The sequence below is a fragment of the Aeromonas sp. BIGb0405 genome (genome assembly GCF_024807335.1).
Taxonomy (GTDB): domain Bacteria; phylum Pseudomonadota; class Gammaproteobacteria; order Enterobacterales; family Aeromonadaceae; genus Aeromonas; species Aeromonas rivuli.
This window is the reverse complement of the sequence record NZ_JANUEP010000004.1, coordinates 17,852-33,087: the sequence shown is the minus strand read 5'-3', so window position 1 is coordinate 33,087 and position 15,236 is coordinate 17,852. Positions and strand designations below refer to the sequence as shown.

Sequence of the window (15,236 nt, the reverse complement as noted above, 5' to 3'; positions counted from 1 at the left end):
GTCGTCTCCTATGGTTGGCGACGGGAACTGGCTATAATCGCCGACCCTTTTTACCCAGAGTGGGGGGCCATATGGGCCGAAGCCGCGGTTTTACCTTCAAACAGTTTCATATCGACCATGACCGCTGCGCCATGAAGGTGGGAACGGATGGCATTTTGCTCGGTGCCTGGGCGCCGCTCGATGGGGTGAAACGGGCACTGGATATCGGCAGCGGTAGCGGCCTCATCGCCCTGATGCTGGCCCAGCGCAGTGACCCTGATTGCGAGATAACCGGGGTGGAGCTCGACAAAGAGGCGGTCATTCAGGCACGGGAGAATGTGCTGGCTTCGCCCTGGTCCGCCCGGGTGCAGATGCAAGGGGGCGCCATACAGCAGCATGAGGCAGAGCCCTATGACCTCATCGTCTCCAATCCCCCCTATTTTGGCGCGGGTCAGCCTTTTGTGGATCCCGCCAGGGCCCAGGCGAGGCACAGAGGAGCACTCGATAGTCGGGACCTGCTTGATGCCTGCTCCCGTTTGCTGTCACCCCGGGGACGAGTCGCCATGGTGCTGCCGACGGCGTTTGCTGATGAAATAATATCCGTTTTGCCGAACTATGATCTGCATGAACTTTGTTATGTAGCTGTTATCACCAGGGAGGGAAAAGCGGCAAATCGTGTTTTACTGCAACTAAGCAGAGAATTAAACAGGTGTGAACGGGGTGAGATTGTGATCCATTCTGCTGATGGCGGCTATTCCAACAGATATATCCAACTGACCGCCCCCTTCTATTTGAAGATGTAAATTTCGTCTTGAACTATTTTTTCACATCATTATGCTGACACTTAAATGAGCACCCGCGCCAGACCAGCTAAAACCACTGGTCATGCTGAAAAAACAAGCGGGGCTCCTTTTTTTTGCCCAGGAACAACCCAGGCAATGACCAATAAAAAACTATAACAAGCAATAGTTTACAAGACAGACGAGGTTGAACTTGACGAAATCACTGACATTGTCCGATGTACTCGGATTAGGCTTTATGACCTTCGCCTTCTATCTGGGCGCCGGTAACATCATATTCCCGCCCCTGGCGGGCTTCCTCGCTGGCGAGAACATGACCCTGGCCATGTTCGGCTTCCTGGTCACCGCCGTTGGCCTGCCGCTGATCACCATCCTGGCCGTTGCCAAGGCTGGCAACGGTTGGGCCGGCATGACCAAGCTGCTGCCAGCGGGCATTGCCACCGCACTGGCGGTTGCCATCTACATCATCATTGGCCCGGCCTTCGCCGCTCCCCGCACCGGTCTGGTTGCCTACGAGATGGGTCTCAAGCCTTTCCTGGGTGAGATGGGCGCGCAAGGATTGATGGCCTATACCATCGCCTTCTTCGGTGTTGCCATCCTGGTCTCCCTCAATCAGGGCCGACTGATGGATGCCATCGGCAAGTTCCTGACCCCGGTGCTGATGTTGTTGCTGATCGTTCTGGCAGTCGGGGTATTCGTGGCGCCCCAGGGCAGCATGCCGAGCGCCGTTGCCGATTACCAGCATGATGCCTTCGTCAAGGGGATCCTGGAGGGTTACAACACCATGGATACCCTGGCCTCCCTGATGTTCGGCGCCCTGATCGTCGACATCTTGCGCAAGAAGGGCATCCATGACTACCAGAGCCAGTTCAAGTATCTGGCCATCGCCGGTGTCATCTCTGCCATCGGTCTGTCCGTGGTCTATATCTCCTTGTTCCAGCTGGGTAATACGGCAGGCGGTATCGCCACAGATGCCAGCAACGGTGGCGCCATCGTCAGCGCCTATGTGCTGAGCCTGTTTGGTCAGCCGGGTCAGTACATTCTGGCTGGCATCATCACCCTGGCTTGCTTCACCACCGCGGTGGGCCTGATCTCTGCCTGTGCCGACTTCTTCCACAATCTCACCGGCATGAGCTACCGCAAGCTGGTGGTCATTCTGGGGGCTGCCTGTGCCCTGGTGGCCAACGTGGGTCTGGCTCAGCTGATCAGCCTCTCCATCCCTGTGCTGGTGGCTATCTACCCGGTCGCCGTTGCCCTGGTACTGGTGACTTTCCTGAAGGGTTACTTCGGTCGCCCCCGCCTGACATTCCGTCTGGTGCTGACCGTGGCCTTCGTGTTCGGTTGCCTGGATGGCCTGGGCGCCGCCGGCATGAAGATGGATTCCTTCGCCTTCCTGCCGCTGTTTGACAAGGGACTGGCCTGGTTGCTGCCAACCCTGGTTGCCTGCGGTCTGGGTGTCATGGTGCGTGGCAATGAGAAGCTGGTGGCAGACGCGGCTTGATTGCCCGGATGTGACCATTGAAAAAGGCCAGCTGCTGCTGGCCTTTTTGCTTTTCGCGGTATCACCGTCTTGAGCCTGCCGCAGCCCTGATCCCTGGCTTGTATCTTACGGCGACGCCTCGATGTGCGCACCAGGCTATGTCATCGGGAGATACGGGTTAGAGGGCTGAGCATCCAGCCCGGGAGCGCAGGCTCTGCACCGCCGGGCACCATGAAAAAGGCCAGCGCGATGCTGGCCTTTGCTGTGATGCATGTTTGCTAGGACTGACCTGCTGGCCAGGGAGACTAGAGGCTATCTGCGGGCAGTGGTTTGCCATCCAACCCATACCAGTGGAACCGCGTCTCGCCGGCGTGCCAGGAGAAGGTGGCCCAGGGGTGCTTGCCCTCCCAGCGGGGGAAGGCGATGTCCACCTTGTTATCCTGGTAGCGATAGATGGAGGTGCTGAGTTCGATATCCGAGAGGATCAGCAGCAGAACCCAACCGATAAAAAACCACTTCAACAGTGTCCACATGGTCGTTACTCGAAGCAGATTTCGATGGTGGCCCGGCCATACTCAGATTCGAACGGCATCATGATCTTGCTGCCATCCGCCTTGTGGGTGATGGTGTGATTCGGGCCTGAAACGATCACCGGGGTGGCCATGTCGAACTCATAGCCTTTTTCGCCCAGCATCCGCTTGGCGCCACCAGTGACCATGTTGGTGATCTCGCCGACCATGTCGGTGACCTCTTCGTTGATATGGGTCGGGGCTTCCCCCAGCATGCGGCGCATGATCTCCAGTGCCAGTCCCTTCTCGAAGCTGATGGAGAGCGAGCCCCTTGTCTGGGGACCGACCATGCCAATGAGGCCGGAGACATCACCGCGGGCCAGTTCGTCGAGTTTGCGCTTGGGCTTGCCGGGGGTCAGTTCAAGCTGAGCCATGGTGGAGAGCACATTGAGTAGGGAGAGCAGGAACGGATTGACAAAATCAGCCTTCATGTTGACTTCCTACAGGAGGCACGCAGCGGACGCACTGTCCGTGAGCCTCAATGGTCTTATTGGTAATAGTAAAGCCATGCTGGCGGGCCTGCTCGGAGAATGCATGGTCGATGGCATCATCATGCAATTCGACCACATCGCCGCAGCGATCGCAGATCAGCAACTGCATGGGGTGGGCATGGTCGAAATGGCAGCAGAAGATAAACGCATTGAGGGACTCAACCTTGTGGGCGAAGCCCTGATCGAGCAGGAAATCGAGGGCTCGGTAGACGGTCGGCGGCTTGGCATTGGCCTCGGTCTTCTGCAACTGGGCCAGCAGATCATAGGCGCTGATGGCATTGCCATGGGCGGCCAGCAGGCGAAATACCTGGCGTCGGGTCGGAGTAAAGCGGATGCCTCGTTGTTGGCAGAGACGCTCGGCGGCTTGTAGGAGTTGGTCTTGATTCATGATCACGCTAATGCCCTGTATCGTCTGCGGATACTAACATAGGGCCTCTTCGCGCGTGGCGTCAAAATTGATTTTGTGATGAGTGCCACGTCCTGAGGATGGCGAGGTCAGCGTCACTTCGACTGGCCTGCGACAGGGCCAACTGGCGCAGGCCATCAGGGTTATCCGTCACTGACCCCGGCGGCCGGGCTTTTCGGGTGAGCGGACTCGGTTTGTTGGCTTTCCTGTGTGCCGAAAACAGCATCAACATGGGTTGCAAGCCGATGAAGCTGAACAACAATACCCCGATGATGATCTTGATCCACCAGGCGCTGAGTGTGTCGTCGACGTGGATGCAGGTCTGGAGCAAGCCCTGGATAAGGACGCCACACAGCGAGCCAAAGACGGTGCCGACGCTGCTATCTGCATTCTCCGGCTCTTGGCGTCGGACTGTCTGCCAAAGGTCCGGGATTCCCGGTATACTGCCGCTTCGCCCTTATGTTCCCTGACGGTACCGCGATAGCGTAATTCGCCTTTGCTGGTCTGAGGTTTTCTATTGTGTCGCCGACCATAGATACCTCGTGGAGTACAGCTGCCCCATGACATGGTGGGGGCAGATAGGGGGCAGGTTCAATCAACAAATGTCTGGAAACACCCGTAAATGACGCAGCAACAAATCAGTGAAAACCTTGTGACATCAGGCTCTGAGGCCATATCTGGCAAGCCTGGCCACCGCCAGACATTCTCGATTGCCCCCATGCTGGACTGGACCGACCGGCACTGCCGTTATTTTCATCGCCTGATGAGCAGTCAGACCCTGCTCTACACCGAGATGGTGACCACGGGCGCCATCATTCATGGCAAGGGTGACTATCTGGGGTACAGCGAGCAGGAGCATCCGCTCTCTTTGCAGCTGGGAGGCAGCAACCCGATAGACTTGGCTCACTGCGCCAAACTCGCCCAGCAGCGTGGCTATGACGAGATCAACCTGAACGTGGGTTGCCCCTCGGATCGGGTGCAGAACGGCCGCTTCGGGGCCTGTCTGATGGGGGAACCGGCACTGGTGGCCGACTGCGTCAAGGCGATGCGCGACGTGGTAGATATTCCGGTGACGGTGAAGACCCGGATCGGCATCGACGATCAGGACTCTTACGAGTTTTTGCAGGCCTTCATCGAACAGGTGCGGGATGCCGGTTGCGACACCTTCATCGTCCATGCCCGCAAGGCTTGGTTGAGTGGTCTGAGCCCGCGAGAGAACCGGGAGATCCCGCCTCTGGACTATGAGCGGGTCTATCGGGTCAAACGAGACTATCCCGCGCTGACCATTGCCCTCAACGGGGGGGTCAACGCCCTCGCGCAGACCCTCGATCATCTGCAGCAGGTGGACGGGGTCATGATGGGTCGCGAGGCTTACCAGAATCCCTACATCCTGGCCGACGTCGACCGCCAGCTGTTTGGCCAGACAGGCTCCATGCCCTCCCGCCATGAAGTGGTGCACATGATGCTCCCCTACATAGAGCAGGAGCTGGCCAAGGGCAACTATCTCTCCCATGTGACCCGCCACATGCTGGGGCTGTTCCAGAACATGCCGGGTGCCCGGGCCTGGCGCCGCCATCTGAGCGAGAACGCCTGCAAGCCGGGAGCGGGTATTCAGGTGGTGCTGGATGCCATGGCCAAGGTACCGGAATATCGCGCCGAAGGGGTGCTGTGAAGATGAATGGCTCTCGCTTCACCGGATCCTGGCTGCACAAGGGGCTGGTACGCCTCTGTGTCGGCATGATGGCTATCCTCGGCATCAAGTTGAGTGCCCTCTACCTACTCGGCGCCGCCCTGGTCTTTGGCTTGCACCGGGATCACTTCTTCGATTAAGTGCCAGCACGCAGACAAACCCCGCCTTGAGCGGGGTTTTTTATTGCCGCCAACCCAGGCTGGCGCGCTGCGATCAGTGCTGTATGGGGAGGAGGCAGATCGGCGGTTAAATGGGCTCAGCCCTGATCGGGGATGAAGTCATGGATCTCGCCGCGTCTGGGTTTGAAGCGGGGGTCGGCGCCATTGCTCTGCTTGGCCAGGGCCATGCTCTGACAGAAACTCTCCCCCTTCTCATATTCGGCGCGGACCAAGTCGATGGCGCGCTCCGCCTGGCGGCGATCTTGCTTGCTCGCCTTGCGATCGCTGAACACTTGCTGCTGATTCAGCATCCAGTGCTGGAAGGCCTGACGGCACGCGTCTTCTTTATTCTCTTGGGGGGCGGCATGGGTGACAGCCAGCGCCAAGGGGCTGAACAGGGATAAAAGCAGGAGGATGCGTGGCATGTTGGCTGAGTAAACTATCACTAAGTTGCTGATTAGTACTTATTTTATGGGGTAATGTTGCCCGGGTACAGGACAAAGATGACGAGACCTGGCACCTGGGTCTGTCCCACCCGGTGGCCACGCTGTGGCGGCCACCGGGTGGGGCGGCTTAGTGGGCAAGCAGGTAGAGCTGGCGACTGTAGGCCACATCTTCCGGGTTGTTGATGGGGTACCCCTTGAGCCAGGGTTTGATCAGTCTGGCATTGGTGTACTGGTAGATGGGGGCGATGGGGGCCTGCTCCTGCAACAGGGCCTCGGCCTGGTCGAACAGCTGGCTGCGGCTGGCCTGGACCGTATTGCGCGATGCCTGATCGAGCAGGGCATCGTAGTCGGGGCTGGCGAAGCGGGCCATGTTGCCGCTGTTGCTGCTGCGCCACAGTTCGAGGAAGGCGGAAGGGTCGTTGTAGTCGGCGACCCAGGAGGAGCGGATCACCTGGAACTGGCCATGCTGGCGACTGTCGAGATAGCTCTTCCACTCTTGATTGGTGAGTTGCACCTTGGCGCCGAGTTTCTGCTTCCACATGCTGGCGATGGCCAGGGCCAGCTTCTTGTGCAGTTCGGCGGTATTGTAGAGCAGAGTCAGCTCCAGAGGATGGGCCGGGCCATAACCCGCCTCGGCCAGCAGCCGTTTGGCCTCGGCGTCGAGTTCAGGCTGGCTCAGGGTCGAGAGCGTATTTGGCTTGGGGGTGAAGTGGGCAGTCACATCCGGGGTGAAGTGGTAGGCCGGTTTCTCCCCAGTACCCAGCACCTTGCTGGCGATGAGCTGCCTGTCGATGGCATAGGAGAGCGCCTTGCGGACCCGCACGTCATCGAGGGGCGCCTGGCGGGTATTGAAGGCGTAGTAGTAGGTGCCGAGCTGCTCCGGCGTGTATACCTCGGCCGGGATCTGCTTGATCAATCGGGCGTACTGCTCCTTGGGGAAGGATTCGGTGATGTCGATATCCCCGGCCAGATAGCGCTGGGTCGCCGCGCTCTCCTGATTGATGGGCAGGAAGGTCACCTTGGTCAGCACTGTGTGGGCCCAGTCCCAGTAGTGGGGATTGGGCCGCAGATCGAGCCGCTCGTTGACCACGCGATCGGCCAGTATGAAGGCGCCATTGCCGACCAGCTTGCCGGGCTGGGTCCAAGCACTGCCCTCGCGCACTATGCTGGCCTCATGCAAGGGCGAGAGGCTGGGGTGGGTCAACAGATTGAGGAAGTAGGGCACCGGCTGAGACAGGGTCACCTTGAGTGTGTGGTCACCGACGGCCTCGACCCCGAGCTGGTCGGGGCTCAGTTCACCGGCCACTATCTTGTCTACATTCTCGAAATGGGCCAGCTGGGCGAACCAGGCGAAAGTGGCGGCCTCTTTGGGGTCGACCAGGCGGCGCCAGCTGTAGACAAAATCGCTGGCGGTGACCGGGTCCCCGTTTGACCAGGCGGCATCCTTGCGCAGCTCGAACAGGAAGTGCTGGTTATCATCGCTGCGCCAGTGCTGGGCCACCCCTGGCTGGACGCTGCCATCGGCCCCTTGGGTCAGCAATCCCTCGAACAAGTCCCGTACCACCTGCAACTCTGGCAAGCCGACCAGCTTGAGGGGGCTCAGGCTGCTGGGCTCATCCTTGAGGTGGCGTACCACCGTCTGCTCGGCGGCGAGCTTGGCTGCGGATGGCACATCGGCGGCCTGGGCTGTGCCCACGGTCAGCAGTAACAGCAAGGGGCGCCATAGCGTCATGGTCGGATCCTTAAATGTGAGGCGAGGAGAAAAGTCGGCGATAAATGCTCGCCTGTTGTTGGGGAAACATGATATCCCCAATGCTGGTCAGACCGCTAGCGGTCACCAAGGCTCTTATGGACCCTTTTCGGGGGTGAACAGTATGGGGTGGGGGAAGAGGATGAGACTAGGGTGGTTATTAGCGGGGTTGCTGAGCCAGGGCGCCTGGGCACTGGATAGCTGTCAGCCGAGCAGCCCGGTGGGAAGCTGGTGCCAGGTGAGCATAGCCAAGCTGCATCCGACCCAGGCGGGCGTCGGCCAGCTGCAGGTGGATGAGACAGAGCGCGAGCTGGTGGGCAAGTCAGCCAAACAGCTCGACAAGTTGATGAAGAAGAAGGAGATCCCCATCGTCATTGCCCCGGATGGTGGCTATTGGCTGGTGGACAGGCATCACCTCACCACGGCGCTGTGGCAGTCGGGGGTCAAGGAGGCGAGGGTCAAGGTCATTGCCCGCCTGCAAGACAAGGACTCCTTCTGGAGTCAGATGCAGAACAATCACTGGGCCTGGCTCAAGAATGAGCAGGGGCAACCCCTTACTCCCCAGCAGTTGCCGACCCGCATAGGTTCACTGCCTGACTACCCCTACCGTACCCTGGCGGGTCTGCTGCAGGATGCCGGCTATTTCCAGAAGGAGAAGCGGGTCTATTTCGTCGAGTTCGCCTGGGCGAGCTGGCTGGGTCAGCAGATGCAGTGGCAGCCCATCAATCAAGCCAACCTGGCGGCCAGCTTGCAGCAGGCAAAGCGGCTTGCCTGCAGTCGCGGCGCCGATGCGCTGCCCGGCTACCCTGGCAAGCAGTGCAGTACCAAGCCCGCACGTAGCTGAATTGCCCTGATCCACGCCTCGGGCAGATCCGCGTCGATAAAAAGCGCCACCTCAAGGGTGGCGCTTTGCATGGGGGCGAGCACGGCTATCAGGGGACCGGCAGACTGGGGCCATCCAGGTATTCGGGCAGGAACAGGCTGATCTGCGGCACATAGGTGATCAGCATGAGGAACAGCAGCAGGAAACCGACCCAGGGTAGGCAGGCGCGGATCACCCAGCCCATGCTCTGCCCCGTGATCCCCGCGGTCACGAACAGGTTGAGCCCCACAGGGGGCGTCAGCATCCCTATCTCCATGTTGATCACCATGATGATCCCCAGATGGATGGGGTCTATGCCCAGCTGCATGGCAATGGGGAACAGGATGGGCGCCATGATCAGCACGATGGCCGAGGGCTCCATGAAGTTACCCGCCAGCAGCAGCAAGATGTTGACCACGATGAGGAAGCCCCAGGCAGGCAGACCCCAGGCGATGATGGTCTCGGCGATGGCATGGGGGATCCGCTCGGAGGTGAGCACGTGGGCGAACAGCATGGCATTGCTGATGATGAACAGCAGCATGATGCTCACCTTGGCGGCATCGCGCACCACATGGCCCACCTCCCCGTTGAAGGGAGACTTGAGCAGGGAGAGCGGCAACAGTACCAGATTGCGCAGGCTGGCGGCAGCCAGAGACTCCCCCGGATTGCGCCAGGGGATCCCCTTGAGCGGTCCTATGTCGCGATAGCCATAGACGGCAATGAAGAAGGCGTAGACTGCCGCCACCGCAGCGGCCTCGGTCGGGCTGGCAACTCCCCCGTAGATGGATCCCAGCACCAATATGATGAGGAAGAGGCCGCCGAGGGCCTTGCCACCGCTGCCAAGCAGGGTGATGACCCCCGGGAAGGGCTGGCTCGGCAGGCCCTTGATGCGAGCCACCACATAGATGACCACCATGATGAGGCCCCCCATCATGAGCCCGGGCAGGAAGCCCGCCATGAACATGCGCGATGCCGATACCTCGGTCGCCGCCGCATAGACCAGCATGACGATGGAGGGGGGGATCAAGATCCCCAGGGTGCCTGCGTTGGCGATCACCCCGGCGGCAAAGGCCTGGGGATAGCCGGAGCGCACCATGCCGGCGATGACGATGCTGCCGATGGCGGCCACGGTCGCCGGGCTGGAGCCGCACACGGCGGCAAACAGCATGCAGGCCATGACGGAAGCCATGGCGAGGCCACCACGGATGTGACCGACGGAGTCCATGGCGAAGTTGATGATCCGCTTGGCCACGCCACCGGTCGACAGGAAGGCCGACGACAGCACGAAGAAGGGGATGGCGAGCAGGGTGTAGTGCTCGGACGTCGCCTCGAACAACTTGAGCGCCAGGGAGGCGAGGGAGTCGTTGGAGAAGAGCAATATGGTGGCCACGCTGGAGAGGCCGAGGGCCACCGCGATGGGCATGCCGAGCAACATGGTGAGGATCAGCAGGGTAAACAGGGTCAGGGTTGCCATGGTGCTTATACCTTCTGATGCGGATCGTTGTCGATGAGGTGCATGCTCTCGCGCGCCTCATCGGCCAGGGCAAAGCCCTGCATCTGGCCGCGCCATACCATGACACCGACCCCGAGGAAGCGGAAAAACAGCAAAGCCAGGCCTATGGGCAGAATGCTCATGGCCTGCCAGCGCAGAATGGGCAGATCCTCCATCTCTATGCCGATCATCTTGAGCTTGGTCAGATAGATCCAGGCGCCATAGAAGTAGAAACCGCAGTAGAGCAGACACAGACCAACGGCCAGCAGGGTGAGGCGGCGTTGCCAATGGCCGGGCAGCACCTTGATGAAGGCATCTACCCCGATATGGGCGCCGACTCTCACCCCCCAGGAGGCGCCGAACAGCACCATCCACGCGCAGAGGTTGAGGGTCAGCTCCTGGGCCCAGAGCAGGCCGGTGTCGAAGAAGAAGCGCAGTACCACTTCGATGAAGACCAGCAGCGTGGTGCTGACCAGAAGCAGACCTATGATGGTCTCCTCCAGCTGATAAATGAGTTTTTTCATAGGATCGTCCCTGAGAGGGCCCCTACCCTTTGCTGGCAGGGGCCTTCTGGTTCCTTACTGCTGATTGGCGGCGACGGCGGCGTCGATGAGTTGCTTGCCGATGGCCCCTTCAAATTGCTGCCAGACCGGTTTCATGGCCTCGACCCACTGGCTGCGCTCGGCATCGGTCAGGGTGATCAGCTGGCTCTTGCCGGAGGCGAAGATGGCGGCCTTGTCCTCGCTGTCTTTCTCGGCGGCAATCTTGTTGCCGAAGGTGACCGATTCGTCCAGGGCCTTCTTGAGCTCGCTACGCACATTGTCTGGCAGGCCGTTCCAGAAGTCGGCGTTGGTGACGATCAGGTAATCCAGCACCCCGTGGTTGGTCTCGGTGATATAGGGCTGCACCTCGAAGAACTTCTGGGAGTAAATGTTGGACCAGGTGTTCTCCTGGCCATCGATGGCCTTGGTCTGCAGCAGGGTGAACACCTCGGCGAAGGGTTTCTTCACCGGCACGGCCTGGATGGCTTCAAACTGGGCGGCCAGCACGTCCGAGGTCTGGATGCGGAACTTCTTGCCCTTGGCATCGGCCGGGGTCTTGAGGGGGTTGCTGGCGGAGATCTGCTTCATGCCGTTGTGCAGGTAGCCCAGACCCACCAGGCCATATTTTTCCAGGGAGCCCAGCATGGCCTGGCCCTCCTTGCCCTGCTGGAATCGGTCGACGGCGGCCATGTCATTGAACAGGAAGGGCAGGTCGAAGATCTGCAGCTGATCCGTGTATTTCTGGAACTTGGAGAGGGAGGGGGCGATCATCTGCACGTCACCGAGCAGCATGGCTTCGAGCTCCTTGCCATCACCGAACAGCTGGGAGCTGGGATAGACCTTGACCTCGACTTGTCCCTTGAGGCGCTCATCCACCAACTGCTTGAAGTGGTTTGCCATCTGGCCTTTGGGGGTGTTGTCCGCCACCACGTGGGAGAACTTGAGTTCGATGGGGGCGGCGAAGGCCGTCGAGATGCCGAGGGCCAGGGTGAGGGCGGCGGTCAGGGCGCGGGTTCTGAATGTCATTGTGTTCATCCTTGTGTGTGGGTCAGTGCATTCCCACTCAACAAGGCAACTTGCGTGCCAATGGCAACATTTCCGCAACATTTCAGAAGGGCCGGGCCGTGGCGGCCCGGGGGCGAGATGAGTGCGCCGCGAAAAGGGGTGGCAATCCCCCCATCCCCCTGCTGGCATGGGTGGGGTTTCGCCAATTCTCGCAGGAGATCGAGGTTGGGATCCGCCCCTGGACGCGCTGAGGCAGGGCCTTCAGCCAGGGCGTACCGACTGGCAGTGCGGCCTGGGAGCGTTATACCCCCTCGCTGGCCTCGTCTCCGAGTTTGTAATCCTGTTTGTCGAGGCCATATTTACGCATCTTGTCGTACAGGGTCTTGCGGGGCAGGCCGAGTACCTCCTGAACCTCTTTCAGGCGACCGCGATGCTGGCTGAGGGTGTCGGTCAGCAGTATGCGCTCGAACCGGTCGACCTGCTCGGCCAGGGTCAGGGCCTCGCAACCCAGGCTGAGATCGGCAAAGGCGCCCTCTTCCCCCATCAGTACGCAGCGTTCGGCCAGGTTGCGCAGCTCGCGCACATTGCCCGGCCAGTCGTGGGCCAACAACCAGGCGCGCTGCTCTGCGCCAAGGCGCGGCGGTGCCAGCTGATAGCGGGTCGCCGCCACCCGCAGGAAGTTTTCAAACAGCAGGGGCACATCCTCCTTGCGCTCCCGCAATGGGGGGATATCGACCCTCACGACATTGAGCCGGTAATAGAGATCGGCGCGAAACGTGCCCTGCTCGACCAGTTTTTTCAGATCCATCTTGCTGGCGGCCAGTACCCTGATATCCAGCGGGATCAGCTGGTTGGTACCGAGTGGCTCGACCTTTCTATCTTCCAGTACCCGCAGCAGTTTGATCTGCAGCGCCATGGGCATGCTCTCAATCTCGTCGAGGAAGAGGGTGCCCTTGTCGGCCCAGACTATCTTGCCGACCCGTCGCTTCTGGGCGCCCGTGAAGGCGCCCGCCTCGAAGCCGAACAGTTCGCTCTCTATCATGGTCTCGGGCACGGCGCCGCAGTTGATGGCGACAAAGGGCTCGGCGGCCCGTATCGAGTGATCGTGCAGGAAGCGGGCGACCAACTCCTTGCCACACCCCGTCTCACCCATGATGAGCACGTCGGCGGGGGCATCCTTGATGTGGGTGAGGATCTGGCGCAGCCGCTTGATGGCCGGGTGGGTGCCGAGCAGCCTGGGGCCCGGCCCGCTCTGGGCCTCCAACTCGCTGCGCAGCTCGCGGTTTTCCAGCACCAGACGCCGCTTGTCACAGGCGCGGCGCACGACCTCCAGCAACTGTTCGGTGCCGAACGGCTTCTCGATAAAGTCGTAGGCGCCGAGGCGAATGGCCTGCACCGCCGTCGAGATATCCCCATGACCGGTGAGCAGGATCACCGGCAGCTCGGGGTCACGGCCCATGATCTCCTCGAGCAGGGCGATGCCGTTCATGCCGGGCATGTTGATGTCGCTGATAATGATGCCGGGCCACTGCGCCTTGATGTGAGGCAGCGCCTCGGTGGCGCTGGCGAAGGTGGTGACCTGCCACTGGGCCAGCTCCAGAGTCTGGCCGAGGGAGAGACGCAGGTGGTGTTCATCGTCGATCAGCATGATCTGGTTCATGTCGGCCTCCTTGAGGGCGCTGTGGCCCGGGCTGTGCGGGTGAGATGGCGAAGGGTGAGCGCAGCAGCATGGCAGGAGCAAGTCTGCTTCACAGGGGACTCCTCAGGCTGGGGTCAACCGCGGGCAGCGTGATGGTGAAGCGGGCTCCGCCTCTTGGGTCATTGGTGGCGTCCAGGGTGCCACCAAAGGCGGTGATGATGCGCAGGGATATGGTCAGCCCCAGCCCCAGCCCCTGGGACTTGGTGGTATAGAAAGGGGCAAACAGCTGTCTGGCCTCGACCTGGAGGCCGGGGCCATTGTCGATGACGGCGATGCTCACCTGCTCCGCCCGGCTCTCCACCTCGAGCCAGACCCGGGGAGGGCCGCTGCTGGCGCAGGCCTGCAGGGCATTGTGCAGCAGGTTGACCAGCACCTGTTCGAGCTGGACCGCATCGGCGCGCACATAGAGGGGCTCGCTGGGCAGGCGGGTTTCGACCAGCACTCCCTGCTTGATCATCTGGCCGTGCAAGAGGGAGAGGCTGGCGTGAACCACGGGTTGCAGCGCCACCGCCTGCAGCCGCTGCTCTCCCTTGCGGGCGAACACCTTGAAGCGGGCCACCAGCTCGCTCATATGGTGGTTTAGATCATTGATTTGCAGCAGGTTGTCGCGGCAGCTATCGAGACGGCCCTGGTCGAGCAGCTGCAAGGCATTCTCGCCATAGGCCCGCATGGCGGCCAGGGGCTGGTTGAGTTCATGATTGATCCCGGCCGACATCTCGCCGAGCAGGGCCAGCTTGGCGGTCTGTACCAGCTGCTCCTGGGTATCGACCAGCTCTCGCTGGGTCTGACGGAACTTGTCCAGGGTGGCGACCAAGTCCTGGTTGCTGGTGGAGAGGGCCTTGGTGCGCTGGTTGACCTTGTGCTCCAGCAAGTTGTTGAGCCGGGCCAGCCGGGCGCGACCGAGCAGTACCTGGCGCCAGTAGAGCCAGATCATCAGCAGCAGCAGGGAGACCAGGGTGAAGCTGGCCAGGGCCTTGGCGATGATGGGGCGCAAGTCATGGAGTGGCTCCAGGGTATAGAGGTGCCAGCCGGCAGTCGGCATGGCGGTGCCGGTGAACAGATAGCCCTGGCCCCAGTGCCACTCGCTCTGGCTGCGCAGCAGGCCGAGGGAGGCGAGATCGCTCAAGGGGGCGCCCAGTTTGTCCCCATATTTACGCTCCTCGGCCAGAATGTGGCGGGTTGCCTGATCGAGCCGAACCAGGGGGCGATAGAGCCAGTCAGGCTGAGAGGCGAAGAAGACGACACCGTATTCGTCGGTGAGCAGGTAGTCGAGATCGCTGCGGGCCCAGCGCTCATCGATCAGGGAGAGCGCCACCTTGACCACCACGACCCCGAGCCGGCGATCGCCATCCTGGACCGGATAGGAGAAGTAGTAGCCGCGCCGCCCCGACCGTTGACCCAGGGCGAAGTAGCTGCCGGGTTTACCCTGCATCGCCTGGCGAAAATAGGGGCGGAAGTGGTAGTTGTCACCGACAAAGCTGTCCTGTTGCCGCCAATTACTGGCGGAGAGCACCTCTCCCTGCTCCGTCATCAGATAGATGGCATCCGTCCCCAGGATCTCGTTGTACTGCTCCAGCAGGGGGTGGAGGCGATAGGGAGGAAACTGCAGCAGCAAGGTCTGTTTGAGCTCGCTGCGGGTGGCGATCAGGGCGGGCAAGCGACGGTACTTGTCGAGCTCGCCCAGCAGCTGCCCCGCGAGCCGTTCATTGTCGAGCTGTGCCTGCTGGCGCAGGCTCTCCAGCCCCCATTGGCGCGCCGTGAAGGCGATCATCACCATCAAGGTGACCCAGAGGCCGATCAGCAGGCCCCGACTTCCATTGTTCATCATGCCCTTCCTTAGGTTGGCATCATCTTAACCTGCCTTGGG

Annotated in this window: 15 protein-coding genes; 5 read left to right on the top strand and 10 right to left on the bottom strand. The window is 61.0% G+C overall.

The window, feature by feature from the left end:
* Positions 1 to 71: 71 nt before the first annotated feature.
* Together M2366_RS11230 and brnQ are read left to right on the top strand one after the other, a co-directional pair.
* Positions 72 to 782 (top strand): tRNA1(Val) (adenine(37)-N6)-methyltransferase, encoded by a 711-nt coding sequence (locus M2366_RS11230; RefSeq protein WP_259237928.1) that lies wholly within the window; start codon positions 72 to 74, stop codon positions 780 to 782.
* Positions 783 to 1,017: 235 nt separating this feature from the next.
* Complete coding sequence (gene brnQ, locus M2366_RS11225) at positions 1,018 to 2,280, top strand: branched-chain amino acid transport system II carrier protein (RefSeq protein ID WP_259269887.1); 1,263 nt, start codon at positions 1,018 to 1,020, stop codon at positions 2,278 to 2,280.
* 284 nt (positions 2,281 to 2,564) lie between these two features.
* On the opposite strand, the gene M2366_RS11220 is transcribed toward brnQ, so the two are convergent.
* From M2366_RS11220 to zur, 3 genes are read right to left on the bottom strand one after another with little or no spacing between them, the layout of a single operon-like run.
* Positions 2,565 to 2,792, bottom strand: a complete 228-nt coding sequence (locus M2366_RS11220; RefSeq protein WP_259269760.1) for a hypothetical protein — start codon at positions 2,790 to 2,792, stop codon at positions 2,565 to 2,567.
* A 5-nt stretch (positions 2,793 to 2,797) separates the two neighbouring features.
* Complete coding sequence (locus M2366_RS11215) at positions 2,798 to 3,259, bottom strand: chemotaxis protein CheX (protein ID WP_042041590.1); 462 nt, start codon at positions 3,257 to 3,259, stop codon at positions 2,798 to 2,800.
* Complete coding sequence (gene zur, locus M2366_RS11210; protein ID WP_042041928.1) at positions 3,249 to 3,707, bottom strand: zinc uptake transcriptional repressor Zur; 459 nt, start codon at positions 3,705 to 3,707, stop codon at positions 3,249 to 3,251. Before zur ends, M2366_RS11215 begins: the two co-directional genes overlap by 11 nt.
* Before the next feature lie 640 nt (positions 3,708 to 4,347).
* Here zur and dusA point away from each other — a divergent pair.
* Positions 4,348 to 5,397: a tRNA dihydrouridine(20/20a) synthase DusA gene (dusA, locus tag M2366_RS11205; RefSeq protein ID WP_259269759.1), complete on the top strand. Its 1,050-nt coding sequence runs from the start codon at positions 4,348 to 4,350 to the stop codon at positions 5,395 to 5,397.
* Positions 5,398 to 5,399: 2 nt separating this feature from the next.
* Positions 5,400 to 5,555, top strand: coding sequence for a hypothetical protein (locus M2366_RS11200; protein WP_259269758.1), 156 nt, complete (start codon positions 5,400 to 5,402; stop codon positions 5,553 to 5,555).
* A gap of 116 nt (positions 5,556 to 5,671) precedes the next feature.
* Here the strand turns inward: M2366_RS11200 and M2366_RS11195 are convergent, their stop codons facing one another.
* Together M2366_RS11195 and M2366_RS11190 are read right to left on the bottom strand one after the other, a co-directional pair.
* A complete protein-coding gene (locus tag M2366_RS11195; protein WP_259237934.1) occupies positions 5,672 to 5,998 on the bottom strand; it encodes a hypothetical protein in 327 nt (108 codons plus the stop codon).
* Between the two features lie 148 nt (positions 5,999 to 6,146).
* Positions 6,147 to 7,751 (bottom strand): ABC transporter substrate-binding protein, encoded by a 1,605-nt coding sequence (locus M2366_RS11190; RefSeq protein WP_259269757.1) that lies wholly within the window; start codon positions 7,749 to 7,751, stop codon positions 6,147 to 6,149.
* Between the two features lie 160 nt (positions 7,752 to 7,911).
* Between M2366_RS11190 and M2366_RS11185 the strand changes: the two genes are divergently transcribed.
* Positions 7,912 to 8,613, top strand: coding sequence for a ParB-like protein (locus M2366_RS11185; RefSeq protein WP_224432042.1), 702 nt, complete (start codon positions 7,912 to 7,914; stop codon positions 8,611 to 8,613).
* An 88-nt stretch (positions 8,614 to 8,701) separates the two neighbouring features.
* Here the strand turns inward: M2366_RS11185 and M2366_RS11180 are convergent, their stop codons facing one another.
* The 5 genes from M2366_RS11180 to M2366_RS11160 all read right to left on the bottom strand — a co-directional run bounded on the left by M2366_RS11180 (position 8,702) and on the right by M2366_RS11160 (position 15,194).
* Positions 8,702 to 10,105 (bottom strand): TRAP transporter large permease, encoded by a 1,404-nt coding sequence (locus tag M2366_RS11180; protein WP_259269756.1) that lies wholly within the window; start codon positions 10,103 to 10,105, stop codon positions 8,702 to 8,704.
* A 5-nt stretch (positions 10,106 to 10,110) separates the two neighbouring features.
* On the bottom strand, positions 10,111 to 10,647 hold the full coding sequence (locus tag M2366_RS11175) for a TRAP transporter small permease (protein WP_259269755.1): 537 nt from the start codon (positions 10,645 to 10,647) through the stop codon (positions 10,111 to 10,113).
* Positions 10,648 to 10,701: 54 nt separating this feature from the next.
* Positions 10,702 to 11,691, bottom strand: a complete 990-nt coding sequence (locus M2366_RS11170) for a TRAP transporter substrate-binding protein (RefSeq protein ID WP_042041582.1) — start codon at positions 11,689 to 11,691, stop codon at positions 10,702 to 10,704.
* A gap of 280 nt (positions 11,692 to 11,971) precedes the next feature.
* Positions 11,972 to 13,330 carry a sigma-54 dependent transcriptional regulator gene (locus M2366_RS11165; RefSeq protein WP_259269754.1) on the bottom strand — a complete coding sequence of 453 codons (1,359 nt, stop codon included), beginning with the start codon at positions 13,328 to 13,330 and terminating at the stop codon, positions 11,972 to 11,974.
* An 88-nt stretch (positions 13,331 to 13,418) separates the two neighbouring features.
* On the bottom strand, positions 13,419 to 15,194 hold the full coding sequence (locus M2366_RS11160; protein WP_259269753.1) for an ATP-binding protein: 1,776 nt from the start codon (positions 15,192 to 15,194) through the stop codon (positions 13,419 to 13,421).
* Positions 15,195 to 15,236: the final 42 nt, after the last annotated feature.

What these genes read in the sequence shown, in the direction of transcription:
- M2366_RS11200 (WP_259269758.1), top strand. Translation starts at nt 5,400, where the DNA reads ATGAATGGCTCTCGCTTCACCGGATCCTGGCTGCACAAGGGGCTGGTA.
- M2366_RS11180 (WP_259269756.1), bottom strand. Translation starts at nt 10,105, where the DNA reads ATGGCAACCCTGACCCTGTTTACCCTGCTGATCCTCACCATGTTGCTC.
- M2366_RS11165 (WP_259269754.1), bottom strand. Translation starts at nt 13,330, where the DNA reads ATGAACCAGATCATGCTGATCGACGATGAACACCACCTGCGTCTCTCC.
- M2366_RS11160 (WP_259269753.1), bottom strand. Translation starts at nt 15,194, where the DNA reads ATGAACAATGGAAGTCGGGGCCTGCTGATCGGCCTCTGGGTCACCTTG.
- dusA (WP_259269759.1), top strand. Translation starts at nt 4,348, where the DNA reads ATGACGCAGCAACAAATCAGTGAAAACCTTGTGACATCAGGCTCTGAG.
- M2366_RS11170 (WP_042041582.1), bottom strand. Translation starts at nt 11,691, where the DNA reads ATGACATTCAGAACCCGCGCCCTGACCGCCGCCCTCACCCTGGCCCTC.
- M2366_RS11175 (WP_259269755.1), bottom strand. Translation starts at nt 10,647, where the DNA reads ATGAAAAAACTCATTTATCAGCTGGAGGAGACCATCATAGGTCTGCTT.
- M2366_RS11185 (WP_224432042.1), top strand. Translation starts at nt 7,912, where the DNA reads ATGAGACTAGGGTGGTTATTAGCGGGGTTGCTGAGCCAGGGCGCCTGG.
- zur (WP_042041928.1), bottom strand. Translation starts at nt 3,707, where the DNA reads ATGAATCAAGACCAACTCCTACAAGCCGCCGAGCGTCTCTGCCAACAA.
- brnQ (WP_259269887.1), top strand. Translation starts at nt 1,018, where the DNA reads ATGACCTTCGCCTTCTATCTGGGCGCCGGTAACATCATATTCCCGCCC.
- M2366_RS11230 (WP_259237928.1), top strand. Translation starts at nt 72, where the DNA reads ATGGGCCGAAGCCGCGGTTTTACCTTCAAACAGTTTCATATCGACCAT.
- M2366_RS11220 (WP_259269760.1), bottom strand. Translation starts at nt 2,792, where the DNA reads ATGTGGACACTGTTGAAGTGGTTTTTTATCGGTTGGGTTCTGCTGCTG.
- M2366_RS11190 (WP_259269757.1), bottom strand. Translation starts at nt 7,751, where the DNA reads ATGACGCTATGGCGCCCCTTGCTGTTACTGCTGACCGTGGGCACAGCC.
- M2366_RS11195 (WP_259237934.1), bottom strand. Translation starts at nt 5,998, where the DNA reads ATGCCACGCATCCTCCTGCTTTTATCCCTGTTCAGCCCCTTGGCGCTG.
- M2366_RS11215 (WP_042041590.1), bottom strand. Translation starts at nt 3,259, where the DNA reads ATGAAGGCTGATTTTGTCAATCCGTTCCTGCTCTCCCTACTCAATGTG.